We start from the raw sequence: 21,499 nt of genomic DNA on the forward strand, positions 1-21,499 counted from the left end.
TGGCTGCGGCATCAGGTCACTGCTCCGAAGCTCAGGACGCTTGTTGTATTGAATATTGTTATGGCCGGAAGTAAGGTAAGCTGGCTTATATAACAATAGTCACGGCAAGTATATATGAACATATTGACCATCATTCTGGTGTTGGCTTTTCAGAAGTTTTTTGGCTCTACCACCCTGGAACAGCCCGATCAGTGGATTCGTCATTGGCAGGAATGGTGGAACAAGCATATCTCCAATCCCGCAGTAGTCCTGGTGCTGACAATCTTTGTGCCTCCGGTTGTGCTGTTTTTGTTGTTACAGTGGCTGGATAGTTGGTTGATTACCCTGTTTGTGGATGTTTTGGTCTTATTGTATGTAATGGGGCGTGGTCACATGAGGGAAACCCTGGAGGCCTGTTGTGAATTTAACATGCAGGAGGATCATTCGGTGATCGTCCGGCATTCCATCAAGTGTTTTGATGCTGATTTGAATCCGCACGAGAGTGACCTGAACACTATCTTCCGTCAGGTTCGAGCGGCTTTGGTGGACGTCACGTTTTATCGTTTTTTTGCGGTCTTGCTCTGGTATATGTTTTTTGGTGCAGCAGGTGCATTGATGGTTCGATTGGTTTTGGTTTTTCCTGAGGATTCTCACAACCGCGTTCTTTTGAATGGCATAAAAGGCGCAGTCTTTTGGGTGCCCGCCAGAGTGCACAGCTTCTTTATCGCTTTGATGGGGGACTTTCCTGCAACTTTTCCCATGGTTTGGCGTGATACCAAAAAGATGGATTTTAGTTCAGATGCCTCTGTTTATGACTATGTGTTGACCGCCATGCATGAAGATCCGGATCATGATCGGGAGATTGACTGGAGTGCGAAAACAGACATTGAACGGAAGCAACGCCTCAAGGCGACACTCAATTTGATCGAAAGAACCCGGATCGCCTGGCTAATATTAGCGGCCTGTTGGTTTTTGGTTTTTTAGCCGGATTTATGTTGGTCATCGGGTTTTCTATACCGGATATAAGTTTTGATGGTCGTCTCTTGATGAGTTCGTCTTATTAGCTGACGAACTTTTATCATTCCTTCTGTTTCAGCGCACGTTGATTCAATAGTCTGCTATGTTTTAAGAGTAGACATTCTGTGGGTATTTAAAATCCCGACTTCTGAATGGACTGATCTTGGTAAAACATGGAGTGCTGATATGTCCGGTCAATACCTTTTGTACTATTTGAGTTCTCATCCTAACGAAGCGTGGCTCACCAGTCTAAAGCAGCAGTTTGTGGTTGTGGTCAAGGCTTCTGTGGAGTCTTTTCCGGCTACTCGCGATGGCAAATCGCCTGATCTGGTGATTTGTGAGTCTGAGAGTGTTGATAGCACATATGAGAATTTGAAAGCCTGCAAACAGCGATTTGATCCGTTGGACGTCATTCTGGTGGCGGATCGACTGGATCTCCATGATCGTCTGAATATGTTTACCCTGGGTTGCGAAGATTGCATCGAGTCGGACTTACACCCGGAAGAGTTGGTTGCCAGAGCACAAAAACTGGTATTTAACCGGGTTGCAAACCAGCAGTTGAAAAGTCAGGTGGAGATGGCCACTGAGGCGGCATATCAGGCGATGTCCAGTACCAGTGACTTGGGGGTCAATATTCAGTTCTTTCTGGATAGCGCCGATTGTCAGAACTTTGATGAACTTGGTCTCCGTGCATTTCAGTCTTTTCAGAGTTATGGACTTAAATGCAGCCTGCAGTTTCGTGGCCGGTACGAAACGAAAAATATGGAAGCCAACGGGATGGCTAAAGAGATGGAGTCCCAGATTCTGTCTGAGCTGAAATCTGCCGGGCGATATTATGATTTTGGATCGCGTTCAGTGATGAACTATAACCAAGTATCGATATTGGTTAAAAACATGCCGACTAGTAATCCTGAGCGGTACGGACAGATCAAGGATAATGTGTTTTCTTTACTGCAAGGCATTGATGCTCGTATTAAGGCGCTTGATAACCTCAAAACCATACACCGGGAGCAGCAGATGATTATTCTGTTGGTTGCGAGAATATCTTCGGTTTTGAATGATATCGATAAAAGCTATATGTCGGTTGTTCGTAAGAGTGGTGAAGTTGTGGATGATATGGCAGAGGCTATTCAGCGAATGATCAATTATATGGGCTTGAATGAGTCCCAGGAGCAGCAGTTGGAAAAGGTGATTGGTGAAGCAATAGAGCAGCAGCAGCAGTTGTTTGGCGAGGGACTTAAAGTAGATTCGAATTTTTCCGATCTGATCAGCGAACTTGGTGGACTGATGGAAAGCTCCGGATCGTTGGATTCGGAGCGTATGATCTCGTTAATGCATAAATATGTAGAGTGAGGGGTCAGTAGAGCTGTAAGACCAGTGCTGCTTTTTCGCAGTAATCCTGTTCATCGACATCATTTTTATGCTTTCCCTCATCTGAACGCACAAGTGTATAACTGAGGCGGGATCCTTTGCAGACAGTCAGTCCAAGTACTTGATTGGGGGTGGATACATAGATGTCGAATTCAGCCTCTCCACGTGTCACCTGCTCAAATACAACTTTTTTCTGACTGATGGTGAAGACTTTCGCGCCTTTTTTACTGGTCATATTAAATGGGGCGTTGTCTGGAGGAATGACAAACTCTGCCTCGTCGCGAATTTCAATAGAGGTGATATTGCTGTCTGTCTCAACGGTAAGTGCGTAGATGTTGCTGTTTTCGGCCAGAGCCAGTGAGGGAATCACGGTAACGTAGATCAGTATTAGAATTCTGCGAAGCGACATGAGTGTTCCTGAGTATCAGTTACGTTTCTTTACTTAAGGGTAGGATAAGATGAAGCAACCTGCAAAAAAACACATGGTACATTAGACCAGTGGCTATTCTTTTTATTGTGCGCTGTTCCCTGGAGCTGCGGCAGAACTTGTATACATTGGCTGGTTCATGCATTGAAATAAGGGTTAAACAGCACAACATACTGGCGCTAATGATGCGTAACAAATGCAGAATACCGCAGATTGAAAAGATTGGGAGAATTACTAAATGTCGGAAGTGAAGCATACTAAGTTGATTATTCTGGGATCGGGACCTGCCGGGTATACCGCTGCAGTATATGCTGCCCGGGCTAACTTGAATCCAGTTCTGATTACCGGGATGCAAATGGGGGGACAGCTGACCACGACTACTGAAGTAGAAAACTGGCCAGGCGGGCCTCATGATCTGCAGGGACCCAAGCTCATGGAAGATATGAAAGAACACGCTGAGCGCTTCAATACAGAGATTATTTTTGACCATATTCATACAACTGATCTGAAGCAAAAGCCTTTTAAACTGATTGGGGATCAGGCAACTTACACCTGTGATGCGCTGATTATTGCTACAGGTGCAAGTGCCCGTTATCTGGGGTTAGAGAGTGAAGAAGCGTTTAAAGGCAAGGGTGTTTCAGCCTGCGCCACCTGTGATGGCTTTTTCTATCGTAATAAACCTGTCGTGGTGGTGGGTGGTGGTAACACGGCCGTTGAAGAGGCCTTGTATCTGGCCAATATCGCCTCCAAAGTCACTGTTATTCACCGCCGTGATGCTTTTCGTTCTGAAAAAATACTGGCAGACCGGTTGTTGGAGAAATCTGAAAACGGCAATGTTGAGATTCTGTGGGATTCAGTATTGGATGAAGTTGTCGGCGATCAGATGGGTGTGACGGGTGTCAAAGTCAAGAATGTGAAGAGTGGCGAGATAAGCGATGTCGCGGTTGACGGCTGTTTCATTGCAATCGGGCACTCACCCAATACTGAGATATTTACCGATCAGTTGGAAATGAATGGCGGTTATATCAAAGTCAAAAGTGGATTGGAAGGTAATGCGACTGCGACCAGCGTTCCTGGTGTTTTTGCCGCAGGGGATGTTATGGATCAGGTTTACCGTCAGGCAATTACCTCTGCCGGTAGTGGCTGCATGGCTGCATTGGATGCTGAGAAATATCTTGATGGCCTGGAAGGCTGATTCGTTGGTATTTCTGATTCAAATAAACCGGGGTTTTCCCGGTTTATTTGAGTTGTTCGATACTAAAGCCTGCCTGTTTCAGTAACTCCGTCAGGCTGCCTTTGCCAACAACGTGGCCGGCACCGACCACAATAAAGATCTGTTTCTGATGTTTAAACCTTTCAGATAACTGCTCCATCCAGCGCTGATTCCGATTGAGTAACATAACCTCTTCAACCTCGGCAGAGTCTCCGAACGATTGGTTCAACAGTTCTGCCAGATGATCGGCATTGCTGTCCAGCCACGACTGTTCCAGTTGATCCATCTGGCCGGCGACATCCTTAAGTTCAAGCAGTGATTCTTTGACATGGACTGCATGATCCATAGTGTAGATCTGTTGCAGCATACGATATTGTTCCATAGCGGTTTCAAAGCCATCGATGGGTATGCCGTACTCTCTGGCTTTACCAGAGAAGTGTATGTCGATACCAAACTGCGGCTGATAACCCAGTTTGATTACCTGGGCCATGGTTAAAGAGGTGACGAAACTCCACGGTTGCTGGTAGCGGAAAAACTCCAGTGGGATGCCATATTCATTACCCAGATCAGTCGCCAGTTTAATAGTCTCATCGTCCAGCAGGTCATAGATTTCCTGACCCTCCGGTAGTTTTGACATTTGTTTGAAGATCTGTTTGTTGCTGCTATCTGACAGACTGGCAACTTCCAGAATCAACACATCTGAGCTTTTCAGTGCTTCGTAGGTCCAGTCAGGCATGGGATAGAAGTCAGGTTTCGCGACATGTACTGAGCCACACAGATAGATGACCTGGCCATCTTTTTCGGCTTTCCAGAAAATCCCCTGAGCGGCTGCTGCGGTGGATAGGAAAGACAGCCCAAGTAATCCGGCATACCAGCCGATCAGTTTTCTCAGCCCCATCGGTTCAGCCCATTTTTTCTTTCAGGAAGGTTTTAAGGTTATCTTCTCTCTGCTGCTGTGAGAGGCGTTCCATCAATATGCGTGGTGGTGCAATCCGGTGTTCGCATTCTGCATCTGTTAAAGGACAGCGTTCGCAGGTTTCATTGACCCTCATTTGCGGTACGTCCGGATCGTTCCAGAAAGCCACTTTCGACTGGAAGTTCTTATCTATTTGAAAACCAAGAGTCATGCCACTGTTCATGCCGTCGAGCAGGCTTAGTGGTCGAGCCACGGCGATATTGAAAAACTCCTCTCCGGATGCCATGAAACGAGACCGCTGTGAAGCAACCAGCAAGGCAGGGTTGTCGCCACTTTTTTGAGCCTCCGCGAGCTGTTTCATCAGACTGATGGCAATCCAACGCCGGCAATGGTGCTCATTTCCGCCGATACCTCTGGGAACGAATATGGTGGTGGTATTCAACTCTTTGGTCAGATGGTATTTCTCACTGTCAACCTCGTTTTGGAGCCTTAGGTAATGCAGGCGCTGCATGCCAAAATGGTGAGGCAACAATTGACTGATGCGATGCAGAAACATTTCCGGAGTCGCATTGTAACGCCCCATGATTTCGATCAGTAATTCGCTGCTCCAGGCTTCCTGCTGAAAGAATGCCGTCATATCCCGTATCAGGGCCTCTTCCGGTAAAATAACGGCACCAGCAAAGTAGGAGACTTTGAAATTGTTATAAACCTGATCGAAAGATTCCACTTTCATCCATGAAGAAGTATTCGGTCTGTCTTTCAGGTCTATGTATCGATAACCGATTTCCCGGGCCAGAATAAACATTCGCTGGGATTCGTTGAGATTGGTATTGATCACCACTTTTTCGTTGGGTCCGTCGATCCAGATGGAGCGCAGTGATTCCAGACCTGGACGATGGCTCAGATCTTCATATTCCACGGCCACGCCCATCCTTTGCTGTAGAACTTCTTCAAATACCTCGCAATTCACGCCAGACGCTATTTGCTCCGCATACTCTTTGCGAAACTGAACGGCAAACGCCTCAATTTCCTCAAAGTAGTTCTGATGCATTTTCTGATAGGAGCGTAAGGATGCCAGCAGGAAATGCTCTACCTGCATATCGTAATTACGGCCGATTTCCAGCAGGGTCCTGACAAATGCACCGGCTTTTGAGGGGGTGTTGGTCACTAAATCAAACACATCAGTCAGCGTGATGCCAAACTGATGTAGCGGAAATTCCTGAAAAACAGGGGAGTTTAATAGCGCAGAGACCGGATTGTTCTCGTCTTCCAGATGCAAGGAAACCAGATCATCGAAAGACTGCCCAAGTCCTTGTGCCAGTTGAATAATCTTTTCTGGCTTGGGGTATTTTTTGCCTTTCTCGATTTCACTCAGATAAGAAACGGACATACCGGTTTTTTCGCCAAGCTCTTTCAGAGAAAGGTTCTTTTGCTGGCGGAACTGTTTAACCTTGATTCCAAGGATAAATCGAAGGCTTTCGCTATTAATTTCCATCACATCTTCTCTTTGTTATTGAACTGGCGATCTATGTAGCTGCTCTGGTGCGTCTAAATTTGCCCGGGGATCGGGTGAATGTCTCCGATATGTTCTCTTAAGCTAAAGGCTTCAGCCTTATCGTTTTCAGAGCGGTGGCTCTGGAAAAGTTTCGAAACGGTTAGCCGACCTACAACGAACTCCCTGGTTTTTATAGAGGTTCCAACCCGTTGTCGGGCAATGGTTTTCGTAGCCATTATAGATTGCCTGTTGACTCAATCACTCCTGGCAATGGGAAATCACCCCAAAATTCGCCAGTGGCGAAACATCGGATATTGTAGGCTTCCGCCAAGTATCTGCCAAGCTCATCTAATTTTGTTACAAAATCAATTTATTTATACCGTTATCTTTAAAAAGAGAGGTTTTATCGTTTTGCTGAGTAAGGGCTAACTGGTTGTTTTTTATGAGTCTAGTTCATGGAATATATTTGTAGCGAAATTACACAAATAACGAAAAAATATTTTTAGCGAAATTTCGCTTGACATGAAGTTACGCAAAAAATACTTTGTACTCACTGGAGCTGAAAGAGTTCCTGGTTAACTTAAAATGCTTGGGAGCGAGAACGTGTTATGAAAACAGCAGATCAGATCAGGCAAGACTGGGAGACAAACCCACGGTGGAAAGGTATTACCCGTAACTACAGCGCTGAGCAGGTGGTTAACTTACGCGGTAGTGTCCAGGTGGCACATACATTGGCTGAACTGGGAGCCAATAAATTATGGAACTATGTCAACAACGAAGATTACGTAAATGCATTGGGCGCATTGACCGGTAATCAGGCCATGCAGCAGGTTAAAGCGGGACTTAAAGCAATTTATCTGTCGGGCTGGCAAGTGGCTGCTGATGCAAACGTGGCTGGTCAAATGTATCCGGATCAGTCTCTCTACCCGGCCAACTCTGTTCCTATGGTGGTAAAACGCATTAACCAGACTCTGCAGAGAGCTGACCAGATTCACACCGCAGAGGGTGACAATAGTGTCGACTGGTTCCAGCCGATTGTTGCGGATGCGGAAGCAGGATTCGGAGGTCCTCTGAATGCGTTTGAACTGATGAAAGCCATGATTGAGGCCGGTGCTGCCGGGGTGCATTTTGAAGATCAGCTGGCTTCTGAGAAGAAATGTGGGCATCTTGGCGGTAAAGTGCTGATACCCACCAGCCATTTTCTGCGAAATCTGACATCGGCACGTCTGGCATCTGACGTTATGGATGTCCCGACGGTACTGATTGCCCGTACAGATGCCGAAGCGGCGACTTTGATTACCAGTGATGTCGATGAAGTGGATCGTCCGTTCATCACAGGTGAGAGAACACCGGAAGGTTTCTTTTATATTCGCAACGGTATTGATACGGCCATTGCCAGAGCCAAGTCATACGCACCTTATGCTGATCTGGTCTGGTGTGAAACCTCTACTCCTGATTTGCAACAGGCCAGAAAATTTGCAGAGAGTGTCAGAAAAGATTACCCGGATCAGTTGTTGGCCTATAACTGCTCGCCCTCTTTTAACTGGAAAGCCAAGTTGGATGACGCCACCATAGCCAAATTTCAGCGTGAACTGGGTGCGATGGGATATAAGTTCCAGTTCATAACGCTGGCGGGATTTCATAGCCTTAACTACGGCATGTTTAATCTGGCGAAAGGTTATAAAGAGAGTGGTATGACTGCTTATTCGAAGCTGCAGGAAGCTGAGTTTGCGGCGGCGACGGATGGATTTACGGCCACCCGACATCAGCGCGAAGTTGGTACGGGATACTTTGATGCTGTCAGTCAGGCTGTTTCAGGAGGAAAGAGTTCAACTACTGCGTTAACTGGTTCCACTGAAGAAGCACAATTCAAAACCGCAGAACATGCCTGATAGAAGATCTGGTCAAGCACATTCAACCCGGCTTGAGCCGGGTTGAATATTGGGTTGGTCAGGCAAATCTCACCAATCCGGTTAGGCGGCAGTCCGTAAGTGCCCGAACTCTTATTCATTCGGTTAGGTCGACAAAAACCACACCTTTCTTTCAGACGCTATCGTGATATCAATTCATCGGTATGAATTGACGCCTACCCATTGCACTTAACCGGTTGTTAGTGTGCTATCGGAGTAGTCTTACAATTGGAACAGGTAGTAAATTCCCGCTGCCAACGGAATCTCACCGATCAAAAAAATCAGCAGAAGTAATGGTGCCATTTTTTCCAGTGAATGATCATGAACTTGAGTAGACATTGTTATTCTCCTTTGATCTCAAAATTAGACTTATCTAATGCATGAAATCTTGGCGTAACCGAATGAATCTGGTGATGATTTATGTCAACTTTAGCGGTAGATAATATACTCAGACTTTAGTCGATACCGCTTACGTTTTACTGTTCCAGTGGTCTATGCAGGGCAGGACAAACATTTCGTAACAGGCAAAGTTGAAAAGCCTGGTCTATGGTTCTGGTGTGGGATCGCGTATAGAGGGGACGATGATATGTACAGACTGATGGTGTGCTTTTTTGCCATATATCAATTTACCCGTATCCGTCGTCATGGTGACGGGTTGACGGAAGAGCAGCGGGAAAAAAAGCGTGTATTGTTGAAGCAAAAAATTGAGATTCTCAAAACTTTGTGGATCATTACTGGCTTGTTTATTCTACTCAATCCCTTGCCGGCTATTATGATTACAACATTGTTATTTATGACCTTTTTGTCTTTTTCATTATTGGATGAAACATCCGATCAGTAGCTTGGGGGTTGTAAGTAGTCGTTGTGGGTAACACAACTTGATCAGTTTCCAGATTTGATGAACGGCTACGGAATTGAGACACTCACGTTTTTGGTCGCAGTGATCCCTGATCCATTATGTCGAAGCAGAATACTCCATTATTTCCGTTACACACTCCTTTGTTGCCTGGCTGCGCATTGCCTTTGCAGATATTTGAGCCCAGGTACCTCGATATGGTTTCCCAGTGCATGCGCTCAGGCAGTGGTTTTGTTGTGGTACTGTTGAGTGAAGGTCGGGAAGTACAGGAGCCATCAAGCCAGCGAAAGGCCGGTGCTGTACCGTTCTTCGGTACCGGAACTCTGGCCACGATCAGTGATTTCGGACAAATGAAAAACGGATTGCTGGCCATTACCGCTTTGGGACAGGAACGGGTGAAAATCAGCGATGCTGAGCAACTTAAAAGTGGCTTGTGGTGCGGCGACATTGAGGTTCTTGAGCAGCGGGGAGCACCATCCGAGGAAGATCTTGAGGCATTGTGCGACCTGCTTGGTAAGCTGTTGGCTCATGAATTGATGGCCAATATAAGAGACATGGTGGAATTCAGTTCAGCAGAGCTGGTTATGAACTATTTGATCATGTTGATGCCCATGCCCAAGCAACAAAAACAGGCTCTGCTGGAAACCGATCACCTGGGATTGCGCTGGGATGGTTTACGCGATTGCATCTCTCTGTTGGAGCAGAAAGTGAATGGTTAATGGCAATTAGGTCTGGCTGTAGGCATAACAGGTCAGGGTGACTAACTGCCAGTATAAAAACAGCTGCATAAAGCGGTTGATGCGCAATGGTGTCAAGCGAAAAAAAGCGTAAGCCACCCTCACCAGTGTGACAACCATACTACCCAATAAAACCCCTGCCATCACATCACTGACCCAATGTACACGCAACCATAAGCGTGAGTAGGCGATCAGAAATATCATGGCAATCGCAGCTGCATAAATAATCCATCGGCGTTGGAATCTGATGTTCTCATTCAGGAATGCCGCCGTCAGACCCCAATAGATGGTCGCAGCAGTGGCATGACCAGAAGGAAATGCAAAATCACTCATATGCACCAGGGCCGTAGTCGGGCGGGCCACGTGAAACAACTCCTTTAGAAGGAATACGGTGATAGGCGCGATAATCAGAGCCAGCAGGATGATAATACCGGCTCGACGACTGTGATAAATGGCCAGGCCGCCGGTCCACATCACTCCCAGGATAAAGACTATGAAGAAGTCTCCCATGTGAGTAATGAATAATGTCGGGGTCAATGTCCAGGGAGCATACATTTGTTTTAATCCCAACATAAACGGAAGATCCAGTTTCAATGGGATGTTCAGGCACAACCACACCAAGCCCATGCTGCTCAGTATCAGCAAGAGCAGTGATGCAAATGGTAATTCGTCCACACCCAGTTTATGGCGCCAGTGATTTACTTTCTGCTGGTGATGCTGGATCCAGTAATTACCCAGACTGAATAGCGCGATGGATGTTGCCGCAATAAAAGACAATATCACCGCCGGAGGCCACCGGTGCCAATCCGACAGAAGGTAGTCAGCTGTCAGGCCGGCCATGTAGCCGGGAACAATATAGATAGGTGCCCATGCGAGCACGGTAATCAGGTCCAGAGTGACAAATCTGCGTGGTGGCATGGAAAGGGTGCCGGCAATGAAGGCTACAAATGGTCGGATCGGACCGATGAAGCGTCCCGCAATGACGCTGTAAGTTCCCCATTTGTCGATAAAACGTTCTGCCAACGACAGAATGCTGCCATATCTTTGGGCAACCGGCCAATGATGTAGTCGATCACGCAGTAGATATCCAAGATAGAAACTTAAAATATTCGCCAGGCTGGATGCTGCCCCGGCAACCAGGATTAACGGCAGCAATCCGGAAATTCCCATGCTGGCAATCAGTGCGGAGGCGGCGAACAAGACCACAACACCTGGCACCAGAGCACCGATGAATGCGAAAGACTCGATAAAGGTAATAGTGAAAATCGCGTAGAGAGCAAATTCGGGATTGGTGCGTATCCAAGCTGTTACAAAATCCATACTTGACCTGAAACTCATAAAATAAGTTTTGGCATTTTACTGGAGTGTCAAGATGGATACGAGTGGGTATAATGAGGGGTTCTATGACATTTGATTGTCGCTGGTTTGGTCGGGTCGAAGAATGGCCGGGTAAAAGTGAGGTGCAGGCCTTTATTGTTTAAAGTCCAGGTACTTTCACTCAAACGGGATAGCACGAAATTTCATGACTGAATCAAATCTCTCAGACAACTGACGGTTTACCAAAGAGCAGAACTCATGAGTATCGCCGAATACATGAAAAAAGTCGGGCAGCAAGCCCGGGTTGCCTCGGCCACAGCGGCCCGTGCAACGACACTGAAAAAAAATAATGCCCTTCTGTATACCGCAGAGTTGCTGGATCAGAACCGTATCACGCTGACCAGTGAAAACAACCGGGATCTGGAGCGAGGGCAGGCCAATGGGTTAACGGATGCCATGTTGGATCGGTTGACGCTGACACCCAAACGTATTGATAGCATGATTGAAGGTCTGCATCAGGTGGCCGCTCTGGCCGATCCGATTGGTACAATTTCCGGTATGAGTTATCGTCCTTCAGGTATACAGGTTGGCAAAATGACCGTTCCACTGGGAGTTATCGGCATCATTTATGAGTCCCGTCCCAATGTAACTATTGAGGCGGCCAGTCTGTGTCTGAAATCCGGGAATGCCACTATTTTACGCGGCGGCAGCGAAGCGATTCATTCCAATCAGGCTTTGGCATCTTATATTCGCCAGGGTTTGATAAAAGCGGAGTTGTCTGAGCATGTCATCCAGGTGGTTGAAACGACGGACCGGGAAGCCGTCGGGCATCTGATTACTATGCCAGAATATGTGGATGTCATCGTGCCTCGGGGTGGTAAAGGCCTGATCGAGCGCATCAGCCGTGACGCACGAGTACCGGTAATCAAACATCTGGATGGTATTTGTCATACTTATATCGATGCGGCTGCAGACATGGATAAGGCCATTAGAATAGCTGTCAACGCCAAGACCCAGCGTTATGGTGTTTGTAATACCATGGAAACATTATTGGTTCATGAAGCGATTGCTAGGACGGTATTACCGGCGCTGGCTGATAAATACGCGCAATTTGACGTTGAGCTGCGCGGTTGCGACAAAACCGCTGAGATTATTCAATGTAAGGCCGCTCAGGAAGAGGACTGGTCAACTGAATATCTGGCACCCATCCTGTCCATCCGGGTCGTCGAAGACATGGAACAAGCCATTGAGCATATTAACCATTATGGTTCGCATCATACCGATGTCATCGTGACTGAGAATTATACTCTGGCTAGAGAATTTCTGGCTGCAGTGGATTCATCGTCAGTCATGGTCAATGCATCCAGTCGCTTCGCAGACGGCTTTGAGTACGGCTTAGGTGCAGAGATCGGCATCTCCACAGATAAGATTCATGCGCGGGGACCGGTTGGACTTGAAGGTCTGACTTCGCAGAAATTTATCGTTTTTGGTGATGGACATATACGTCAGTGATAGCAGTATTTGGTGGGACATTTGATCCTTTTCACTTTGGTCATTTAAAGCTTATCCGGCATTGCATGAAATATCTGCAGCCGGATGAGCTGCGTTTGTTACCGTGTTATCAGCCCGTGCATAAATCTGCTGCTCATGGTCCAGTGGAGCATCGCCTGGCGATCCTGCGGCTGGCTATATCAGAGTTGCCGGCACACTGGGCGCAAAAGTGTGTGATTGATGAGCGGGAAATCAAATCCAGTCAGCCTGTTTACACCTATGAGTCAATGCTGAGCATGCGTGCAGAGATTGGCAATGACGAAAGTCTGGTGTTTGTCATGGGGGCTGACTCGTTGCAGAGTTTTCATAATTGGGGGCATTGGCGGGAAATTCTTGATCTCGTACATCTGGCAGTCTTTGCCCGTCCCAGATATTCTCTTGAACAGATGTCTCCTTTTTTACAGAATCAATTGCAGCATCGGCAGACGTTTTCAGTGTCCGATCTGAGCCAGAAACCGGCTGGGTCCATTTGGGTGGATGATACTTTGGCAGCGGATGTATCCAGCACAGAACTTCGGACTCAAAGCGGACCCAGAAAGGAATGGTTGTCGGATAAAATCAGGGCATACATTGATGCCCATCACCTCTATAATGATTCAAAGTAAGTTAGCGAATCAATCCTGATTAAAGGTAATGAATGTCTTCTCAAAAAGCTCTTAAAGAAGTGGTGCTTGAAGCACTGGATGATATCAAGGCGCAGGATGTTGTCGCCCTGGATGTTGCGGATAAAACCAGTATCACTGACCTGATGGTTATTGCTTCAGGGACTTCCAGTCGTCATTTACAGGCGATTGTGGATAACGTCTCCGAAGACGCCAAGGCCAACGGTTATATGGCCATTGGACGCGAGGGAGATCCTGGTTCTGAATGGGTGCTCATCGATTTTGGTGATCTGGTTCTGCACGTTATGTTGCCGGCGACCCGGGCATATTATGACCTCGAACGGTTGTGGGAAGGACCGGCAGCAGTTAATCGTAATTCCTCACCGGAATGAAGATTCGTTGCCTGGCTATAGGCACCCGGATGCCTTCCTGGGTCTATCAGGGCGTGGAAGAATACACCAAACGTTTGCCCAGAGATTTTTCATTGGAATTCGTTGAATTGCCTCTGGGTTATCGTGGTAAAAATTCTGATAAAAAAACAGCGATGGCGGCTGAAGCGAAGTCCATCAGGGAAGCATTACAAGCGTCAGACAAAATCATTGCGCTGGATGTAAAAGGTCGTTCCTGGTCGACAGAAAAACTCGCTCAGCAGGCTGAACAGTGGCGACAGGATGGACACAATCTGGCCATTTTGATTGGTGGGCCCGACGGACTGGACGCGGAACTTTTACAACAGGCTCAATTGCACTGGTCGTTGTCAGAGCTTACCCTCCCACATCCGATGGTGCGGTTGATTCTTGCTGAGCAGTTGTATCGCGCCTGGACTATTTTAATGAACCATCCTTACCATAAATGAGCCGTTGTAGCCCATGGATGCAATAAACATCCAAGACCGTTCTGGTGAAAAAAATCTGGTACTTCGAAGAGCGGTTGTTGCTGTTTTTCTGGTATTTCTGATGTGTGCCGCATTGTTGTGGCGGATGTTTTTTTTACAGGTTGTCGAGCATGATATTTATGTGACCAAGTCCACTGCCAATCGTGTTCAGGTACAACCAATTGCCCCTACTCGTGGTCTCATTTATGACCGTAATGGTCATCTTCTGGCTGAAAACCTGCCCAGCCATCGTTTGTCTTTGGTGCTTGAGCGAGTCGATGATCTCGACGCCACACTGGCGGAGCTTAGAAAATATGTATCTATCAGTGACCGTGAAGAGGAACGCTTTCGTGAGCGGGCTGAGCGCTATCGTCGCCCCTATGAGCCTATCGAGCTAAAGGACAGTCTGACCGAAGAGGAAATTGCCCGCATAGCTGTAAACAATTATTTTCTCAAGGGGGTGGAGGTCGATGCTAATCTGATTCGGCGTTATCCCTATGGTTCTACTTTTTCTCATGTATTGGGTTATGTCGGTAAGATCAACGAGGCCGAATTAAAAACTCTGGACCCGGGTTTGTATGCAGGAACCAATCAAATCGGCAAGGTTGGCGTCGAAAAAACCTATGAGCTGGACCTTCTTGGCACGCCGGGTTATCGGACAGTGGAGATCAATGCCCGGGGCAGAATCCTGCGTACTCTGGATAAAGTGGCGCCGGTCCCGGGAGCTGATCTGAAGCTATATCTTGATCTGGGGCTGCAGCAAAAAGCAGAACAGCTGCTAGAAGGTCAGCGTGGGGCCATCGTTGCTATGGATCCCAAGACTGGTGGTATTTTGGCCCTGGCTTCTTCTCCGAGTTTTGATCCGAATCTGTTTGTTACCGGCATCAGTTCTGAGGTCTATTCAAAACTGCGTGATTCCCGTGACGTACCATTTCTCAATCGTACTACTCGTGGTCTGTATCCTCCGGCTTCCACCGTCAAGCCGTTTCTTGGCTTGGGAGCCTTGAAATATAACGTCGTAACCTGGAACACCAAGATACTGAATCCAGGTTACTGGGATTTGCCAACGGATCTCACTTCCGGGCGTACCCGCTGGCGTGACTGGACCTGGCGCTATGGCAAAAAACCGGAATGGATTGATTTGAACAAGGCTATCGTACAGTCGGTGGATACGTACTTTTATGAAGTGGCTTACAACATGAAGCTGGAAGCGATGCACGACACGCTGGCTTCATTTGGGTTCGGTGCGGATACCACTCTTGATGTTTATAACGTTGCTGGCGGGATCAATCCAACCAGAGAATGGAAAAAAGAACGTCAGGGTTTTTCCTGGTTTGCCGGTGACTCTGTCAACATGGGTATTGGCCAGGGTTATTTGCTTGCGTCACCGCTTCAGGTAACGGCGGCGTTGACCGCTATTGTCAACGATGGGCAGTGGAAGACCCCAAGGCTTGAAATGTCCTCCAATCGGGATTTGCAATCTGTCGACACGCCTTTTGTTCCGCCACCCCTGGATTTGCCAAAAGAAGACTTCGAAAAAATGAAAAAAGCTCTTGAGGAGGTCATGCATGGTCGAACAGGTACTGGCCGTAGTACCGGTTGGGATGCGCCTTTCAAAATGGCCGGTAAAACCGGTACTGCACAAGTATATACATATGCAGAAGACGAGCTCTATGATTCAGATGAGGTGCGCGAGCGCCTGCGGGATCACGCGTGGTTTACAGGTTTCGCGCCGTTTGAGGATCCGCAGATCGTAGTCACGGTACTGGTCGAAAACGGCGAACACAGTAGTGCGATGGCAAGAATGGCCAGAGCGATGTTTGAATATTGGCTGCTACCCTCAACCCAAGCGACTGCGAAGGAATAATATTATGGCTTTCCAGGAATATGTCCGGTCACTGCCAGAGCTTGATTTGCGCGGCAGCCCATCATTGTCTTATCGCCTGCATATAGATGTACCCTTGTTATTGATGTTGTTAATGGTCTGTCTGGGCGGGCTGGTGGTTTTGTATTCTGCTTCTGGCGGCAGTGCCGTGATGGTGGAAAAACAGGCTATGAGATTTGGGCTGGCGTATATCATTATGCTGGTTATTGCCCAGATGGATCCCAGAGTCTATGCCCGCTGGGGGTTGGGGGTATATGTTGTAGGGAATGCGCTGCTGGTGGCCGTTCTGATAATGGGCAAGTCCGGTAAGGGTGCGCAACGCTGGCTGGACTTACCAGGGTTGCCAGCATTTCAGCCGTCAGAAATCATGAAACTGGCAGTTCCTATCGTGTTGGCCTGGTATTTGAGCCGAAACCCGTTACCTCCGAAGCTTAAGCATTTATTTTTCGGAGGAGTGGGCTTGCTCATACCAACGGCATTGATCGTTCAGCAGCCTGATCTTGGCACATCCCTGCTAATTATGATTTCCGGAATATTTGTCATATACCTCGCAGGGATCAGCTGGAAGTTGATTGCCAGCTTTGTTTCCTTGGCAATGGCGATGGGCCCGGTCATGTGGTTTTTTGTGATGCGCGAGTATCAGAAGCAGCGGGTACTGACTTTTTTAAATCCTGAGTCAGATCCTTTGGGAGCCGGCTGGAATATCATTCAATCCAAGACGGCTATTGGTTCCGGTGGGATAGAAGGTAAAGGTTTCATGTTGGGTACTCAGTCGCAGTTGGACTTCTTACCCGAAAGTCATACTGACTTCATTATCGCAGTGTTGGGTGAAGAGTTTGGTTATATCGGCGTGATGTTGCTGATCACTTTGTATCTGGCTATCACTGTTCGTGGCATGATTATTACGGTCAGAGCCAGAGACAGTTTTGGTCGTCTATTGGCCGGCAGTATTACGCTGACATTTTTTATTTATGTATTCGTGAACATTGGAATGGTCAGCGGCATTTTGCCGGTCGTCGGTGTGCCATTACCGTTAATCAGCTATGGAGGGACCTCCATTGTGACGTTGATGACCGGCTTTGGCATTCTTATGTCCATTAGTACTCATCAAAAACTATAAAAAGAAATTCATGACTAAAATCCTGTATCTATTCTTTTGGTGTTGCCTGCCGTTTTTGTCAGTTCAGACATTGGCTGAGACATTTGTCGATAATCCGGATGTTAAGACCTTTACTGCCAAACTGGTGGCCGAGGATGGTTTCAGTCAGCAGCAGCTGGATGAGTGGTTTGGCCAGGTACGTTATCAGGCCAGTATTATTGAAGCCTTTAATCGCCCCAAAGAGACGACTTCCAGTTATAAAAGCTATAAGCCAATGTTTGTGTCCCCGGAGACTATGGCGCGTGGAAAAGCGTTTGCAGAAACATACCGGGTGGCGCTGACCAGGGCTGAATATGTTTATGGGGTACCGGCAGAGGTGATTCTGGCGGTGATTGCAATTGAGTCCCGGTTTGGTCGTACCATGGGCGGTTATAGAGTATTTGATGCTTTGGCAACGACCGGATTTTATTATCCGCGCAGAGCTGATTATTTTCAGAAAGAACTGCGAGAGTTTTTACTGATTAGCCGGGACCAGAAAATAGATCCGTTTTCGGTCAAAGGTTCTTATGCCGGTGCCATGGGATACCCACAGTTTATGCCATCAAGCTTCAGAGCCTATGCGGTCGATTTTGATTTTGATGATCATATTGATATCTGGGATAACCCGGTGGATGCGATTGGCAGTATTGCCAATTACTTTAAGGTGCATGGCTGGACGAAAGATGCGTTGGTTGCAGTTAAAGCCAGTGTCAGTGGAGACCAGTATGACTCATTGATTGCTGATTCCATGAAACTTGGAGCGACAGTTGAAGAAGTCATCAACAGCGGTTGGAAACTGGAACAGGACATTGCTGATAAACAACAACAAACGATTCCCTTTAAAGTGGAGACTGACGCTGGTATGGAGTATTGGGTGGGGTTGAAAAATTTTTATGTCATCACCCGTTATAACCATAGCCGGTTGTATGCCTTGACCGTGCATCATCTCGGGCTTGAATTTCAGTCGCTTTTTGGTCAATGAGAAGGGGATCGGGGAGTGGATAATTCCGAGCATGAATACTGGATGGCGTTGGCATTGGAACAGGCGGAAAAAGCCTGGGGAATGAATGAAGTCCCTGTCGGTGCAATCGTAGTACGGAATGGTGAGGTGATCGGGGAGGGATACAATCAACCCATCAGCACTCATGATCCCTCTGCCCATGCAGAAATCATGGCGCTGAGAAACGCTGCGCAAAAGGTGAATAATTATCGCTTACCGGGCAGTACTCTGTATGTCACGTTGGAGCCTTGTACCATGTGTTACGGGGCGATGATCCATGCCCGGATTGAGTCATTAGTATTTGGCGCTTGTGAGCCAAAAGCCGGGGTTGTATGCAGTGCCGATCAAATTGGTGAAAAAGGTTATTTCAATCATCGCATAAAAGTAGTAAAAGGCGTTCTCGAATCTCGTTGCGGTGGAATGCTGTCAGATTTTTTCAAAGCCCGTCGGGCGCAAATCAAGAAAGCCAGTCCGTAGTCCTGGAATAATCACGCCATCACATGTTTTGCACAATTATGTGAAAGCTGATTTCGCATTTTAAGGGTGTTTCTTTTGCCTTATATACGTTTGTCTCTACTGTATTTTGCTTACTATGCAATTTTTGGTGTCTTGATTCCGTATCTGGGACGTTATCTCAATCACTACGGTTATGATTTTCAGCAGATTGGTATCGCAATGGCCTGCCTGACCGGTATTAATATGCTGGCTCCTTTTGTGTTGGCCCGTATCAGTGATGTCTTGGGGGTTCGTTTGCCTCTGGCCCGTGCGGCAGCACTGCTAATGATACTGGCCGCATGGTTGTTTGAACCTCAGGTTGGTTTCGGGCGTGTTATTCTTTCGGTGCTTTTGATTGGTTCTGGTCTCAGTATGGTGTTGCCACAGCTGGAAGCTGTCACACTTGACTACCTGGGTGAAAATAAACACCGCTATGGTTTTATTCGTTCCTGGGGAGCTGTCGGTTTTACTTCCATTGTTTGGACGGTTGGGCCGATCATGGACGAATACGGTATCCAGTGGTATCGCTATCTGCTCATGGCCACGGTCGTTGCATTGTTTGCGTTTATGTTTCTGCTCAAAGACCCGGAATATCATTCTTATGGCGAAACCGGAGCTGAGATCAAAGGCAATGGTCTGGAACATTTCAAAGAGTTGTTTGTCATCATCCTGTTTATAGTTTATCTGATTAACCAGACTGCGCTTGCGCCTTATAACAGCTTTGCTGATTTATATTGGCAGAGCTGGGGACACAGCTCCAGCAGCATCGGAGTATTGTTGGCAGTAGCCCCGATTGCAGAGACTGCATTGACCTTTTTGATTCCCATCGTGTTGTTTCGATACGGCTACTTTAAAATCCTTTGTCTGGCTTTGTCGCTTAGTGTTATTCGCTGGTTTGTGATGGCGAGTGTGCCAGGCAACTTCGCCGCCATGGCTGCTGTTCAGTTGATCCACGCATTTAGTTTTGGTGCGATGCATGTCACTGCTATGTTTTTGATTGGGCAAGTCTTTTATCGCCATCAGCGGGGAATGGGGCAGAGTCTTTATGTGTGTCTGGTCAGTGGTCTTGGTCTGGTGCTTGGGAACGTGTATGGCGGGCATTTCTGGAATGGTGGGGAAGGTGCTCGTCTTGTATTTTTCAGTTCCAGTGCAATGTGTCTGATTGCACTGGTTCTGGCTGTACTTTACATGCGTCCACAAAAGTTACTGGCGTTATCCGCCGCCCGCACTGGTCAAAATACGGCTGTATAGGTCGAGATATTGCTGCACCGGGTTATCCCAGGAGAAATCCTGCTCCATGGCCCGATGCTGCATCTGGTTGTAGATATCCCGGTGATGTTGCCAAATGCCTAGAGCTTTGAGAATGACCTGCTTGCAGGCTTCTGCAGAAGGTTCGGCAAAACTGAAACCAGTGGCAATGGAAAGGTTACTGTGGTGATCATCAAGGCCGACCACCGTATCCTGTAAGCCTCCAGTAGCTCTGACAATAGGCAGTGTTCCGTATTTAAGGCTGTAGATCTGGTTGAGTCCGCATGGTTCGAATGCGGAGGGCATCAGGAAAAAATCTGCGCCAGCCTCAATCTGATGGGATAATGGCTCGTTGTAACCATGAGTAAAATGGACCCGGTCAGGAAAGTCTGTTGCCAGCTGGGTCAGCCAGTCAGAAAAATCCTGGTTTCCTGACCCCAATGCCACGATCTGAAAATAGCTGTCCTGGTGATGTAGCAATTCCTGCAGTGCGGGAAGTAGAAACTGAAATCCTTTCTGATCTGTCAGGCGGCTGACAATGCCCAGGACCGGAATGTCTGGATTGACCTGTAGTCCGCTCTGCTGCTGCAATGCGTGTTTGCATTGATGTTTGCCGCTGATATCGGAGGCAGAAAATGTCGCACTGATGTGTGCATCGACCTCGGGGTTCCAGCTGTTATAGTCGCAACCATTTAAAATACCGTGGAATGAATCCCGCCGACGACCATAGTACATCCACAAACCATGGCTGCCTTCAGGACTCAGTAACTCGTTCCGATATCCGGGGCTGACAGCACAAACGGCATCAGCCATAACAATCCCGCCTTTGAGAAGATTTATTTTGCCGTGATCTTCAAACACTTCCGAAGTAAAAAAACCAGGATGCATCCCTATTTCGTAACGCTGTTCGCCAGGAGCATGTCCCTGGAATAATCCATTGTGAATGCTTAAAAGTGTGCGGGTGTGAGTGAAACCCGGATGGCGGTGCAAGTGTTCCTTAAGGTAGAGCGGTGTCAGAGCCGTCTGCCAGTCGTTGCAGTGAATAATATCCGGATACCAGCTCAATACATCGCAGATATCCAGCGCCGCCTTACAGAGCAGAGCAAAGCGAATGGCATTGTCGCCGAAGTCACCCTGCTCATCAAAATAAAGACCTTCGCGGTCAAAAAAGTGATTATGTTCAATCAAATAAACGGTGACGCCGGAGACTTCAGTTTCCCGAATGGCAGAAAAGTAGCTGTTGAAGTGATTCAACCGGGTTTCGAGCTGGGGTATACGAACCGGAAAGTTTCTGGCAAGCAATGGGCGATAACATGGAATGACGACTCTGACATCAACACCTTTTTTGACCAACTGTTCCGGCAATGCGCGGGCAACATCTGCCAGCCCACCGGTTTTTACCAGTCCATCCATTTCAGAGGCCAAAAATAATACTCTCATTCATTACTCCTCAATGGGAAATGTTTAG

20 protein-coding genes are annotated in these 21,499 nt (G+C 47.5%); 15 read left to right on the forward strand and 5 right to left on the reverse strand.

Features of this window, described 5'->3' with window-relative positions; genetic code table 11:
- Window positions 1–114 precede the first annotated feature (114 nt).
- Together ampE and YC6258_RS10655 are read left to right on the forward strand one after the other, a co-directional pair.
- Window positions 115–963, forward strand: a complete 849-nt coding sequence (gene ampE / locus YC6258_RS10650) for a regulatory signaling modulator protein AmpE (protein ID WP_044616974.1) — start codon at window positions 115–117, stop codon at window positions 961–963.
- A 219-nt stretch (window positions 964–1,182) separates the two neighbouring features.
- A complete protein-coding gene (locus tag YC6258_RS10655) occupies window positions 1,183–2,349 on the forward strand; it encodes a response regulator (RefSeq protein ID WP_052830211.1) in 1,167 nt (388 codons plus the stop codon).
- Between the two features lie 4 nt (window positions 2,350–2,353).
- On the opposite strand, the gene YC6258_RS10660 is transcribed toward YC6258_RS10655, so the two are convergent.
- On the reverse strand, window positions 2,354–2,776 hold the full coding sequence (locus tag YC6258_RS10660; protein WP_052830212.1) for a hypothetical protein: 423 nt from the start codon (window positions 2,774–2,776) through the stop codon (window positions 2,354–2,356).
- 256 nt (window positions 2,777–3,032) lie between these two features.
- Here YC6258_RS10660 and trxB point away from each other — a divergent pair, with 256 nt between their 5' ends.
- Window positions 3,033–3,989 carry a thioredoxin-disulfide reductase gene (gene trxB / locus YC6258_RS10665; protein ID WP_044616975.1) on the forward strand — a complete coding sequence of 319 codons (957 nt, stop codon included), beginning with the start codon at window positions 3,033–3,035 and terminating at the stop codon, window positions 3,987–3,989.
- Between the two features lie 43 nt (window positions 3,990–4,032).
- Here trxB and YC6258_RS10670 read toward each other — a convergent pair whose 3' ends face one another.
- Together YC6258_RS10670 and YC6258_RS10675 are read right to left on the reverse strand one after the other, a co-directional pair.
- The gene (locus YC6258_RS10670; protein WP_044616976.1) at window positions 4,033–4,905 is read right to left on the reverse strand and encodes a TraB/GumN family protein; all 873 of its coding nucleotides are present in this window, start codon (window positions 4,903–4,905) and stop codon (window positions 4,033–4,035) included.
- A gap of 4 nt (window positions 4,906–4,909) precedes the next feature.
- A complete protein-coding gene (locus tag YC6258_RS10675) occupies window positions 4,910–6,418 on the reverse strand; it encodes an XRE family transcriptional regulator (protein WP_044616977.1) in 1,509 nt (502 codons plus the stop codon).
- A gap of 608 nt (window positions 6,419–7,026) precedes the next feature.
- On the opposite strand from YC6258_RS10675, the gene aceA reads away from it, so the two are divergent.
- The 3 genes from aceA to YC6258_RS10695 all read left to right on the forward strand — a co-directional run bounded on the left by aceA (window position 7,027) and on the right by YC6258_RS10695 (window position 9,903).
- Complete coding sequence (gene aceA, locus YC6258_RS10685; RefSeq protein WP_044616979.1) at window positions 7,027–8,310, forward strand: isocitrate lyase; 1,284 nt, start codon at window positions 7,027–7,029, stop codon at window positions 8,308–8,310.
- A 604-nt stretch (window positions 8,311–8,914) separates the two neighbouring features.
- Window positions 8,915–9,169 (forward strand): hypothetical protein, encoded by a 255-nt coding sequence (locus YC6258_RS10690; protein WP_044616980.1) that lies wholly within the window; start codon window positions 8,915–8,917, stop codon window positions 9,167–9,169.
- A gap of 116 nt (window positions 9,170–9,285) precedes the next feature.
- The gene (locus YC6258_RS10695) at window positions 9,286–9,903 is read left to right on the forward strand and encodes an LON peptidase substrate-binding domain-containing protein (protein ID WP_044616981.1); all 618 of its coding nucleotides are present in this window, start codon (window positions 9,286–9,288) and stop codon (window positions 9,901–9,903) included.
- A 6-nt stretch (window positions 9,904–9,909) separates the two neighbouring features.
- On the opposite strand, the gene YC6258_RS10700 is transcribed toward YC6258_RS10695, so the two are convergent.
- Complete coding sequence (locus YC6258_RS10700) at window positions 9,910–11,241, reverse strand: bifunctional DedA family/phosphatase PAP2 family protein (protein WP_044616982.1); 1,332 nt, start codon at window positions 11,239–11,241, stop codon at window positions 9,910–9,912.
- Window positions 11,242–11,496: 255 nt separating this feature from the next.
- On the opposite strand from YC6258_RS10700, the gene YC6258_RS10705 reads away from it, so the two are divergent.
- From YC6258_RS10705 to YC6258_RS10745, 9 genes are all read left to right on the forward strand, one after another.
- Entirely contained in the window at window positions 11,497–12,750 is a 1,254-nt protein-coding gene (locus tag YC6258_RS10705) for a glutamate-5-semialdehyde dehydrogenase (RefSeq protein ID WP_044616983.1), read from the forward strand.
- Window positions 12,747–13,394 (forward strand): nicotinate (nicotinamide) nucleotide adenylyltransferase, encoded by a 648-nt coding sequence (nadD, locus tag YC6258_RS10710; RefSeq protein WP_082070650.1) that lies wholly within the window; start codon window positions 12,747–12,749, stop codon window positions 13,392–13,394. The genes YC6258_RS10705 and nadD overlap by 4 nt, the downstream gene beginning before the upstream one ends.
- Before the next feature lie 32 nt (window positions 13,395–13,426).
- Complete coding sequence (gene rsfS, locus YC6258_RS10715; RefSeq protein ID WP_044616985.1) at window positions 13,427–13,783, forward strand: ribosome silencing factor; 357 nt, start codon at window positions 13,427–13,429, stop codon at window positions 13,781–13,783.
- Window positions 13,780–14,247, forward strand: coding sequence for a 23S rRNA (pseudouridine(1915)-N(3))-methyltransferase RlmH (rlmH, locus tag YC6258_RS10720; protein WP_044616986.1), 468 nt, complete (start codon window positions 13,780–13,782; stop codon window positions 14,245–14,247). The genes rsfS and rlmH overlap by 4 nt, the downstream gene beginning before the upstream one ends.
- A gap of 13 nt (window positions 14,248–14,260) precedes the next feature.
- Entirely contained in the window at window positions 14,261–16,132 is a 1,872-nt protein-coding gene (gene mrdA, locus YC6258_RS10725) for a penicillin-binding protein 2 (protein WP_044616987.1), read from the forward strand.
- A 4-nt stretch (window positions 16,133–16,136) separates the two neighbouring features.
- Window positions 16,137–17,270, forward strand: a complete 1,134-nt coding sequence (gene rodA, locus YC6258_RS10730; RefSeq protein WP_044616988.1) for a rod shape-determining protein RodA — start codon at window positions 16,137–16,139, stop codon at window positions 17,268–17,270.
- Between the two features lie 10 nt (window positions 17,271–17,280).
- Window positions 17,281–18,270, forward strand: coding sequence for a lytic murein transglycosylase B (gene mltB / locus YC6258_RS10735; protein ID WP_044616989.1), 990 nt, complete (start codon window positions 17,281–17,283; stop codon window positions 18,268–18,270).
- Between the two features lie 15 nt (window positions 18,271–18,285).
- Window positions 18,286–18,765, forward strand: a complete 480-nt coding sequence (gene tadA, locus YC6258_RS10740; RefSeq protein WP_211264667.1) for a tRNA adenosine(34) deaminase TadA — start codon at window positions 18,286–18,288, stop codon at window positions 18,763–18,765.
- A gap of 75 nt (window positions 18,766–18,840) precedes the next feature.
- Complete coding sequence (locus YC6258_RS10745; RefSeq protein ID WP_044616990.1) at window positions 18,841–20,034, forward strand: MFS transporter; 1,194 nt, start codon at window positions 18,841–18,843, stop codon at window positions 20,032–20,034.
- On the opposite strand, the gene glgA is transcribed toward YC6258_RS10745, so the two are convergent.
- Entirely contained in the window at window positions 19,996–21,471 is a 1,476-nt protein-coding gene (gene glgA / locus YC6258_RS10750; protein WP_044616991.1) for a glycogen synthase GlgA, read from the reverse strand. The genes YC6258_RS10745 and glgA overlap by 39 nt on opposite strands.
- Window positions 21,472–21,499: the final 28 nt, after the last annotated feature.

This window comes from Gynuella sunshinyii YC6258 (assembly GCF_000940805.1).
Lineage (GTDB): Bacteria > Pseudomonadota > Gammaproteobacteria > Pseudomonadales > Natronospirillaceae > Gynuella > Gynuella sunshinyii.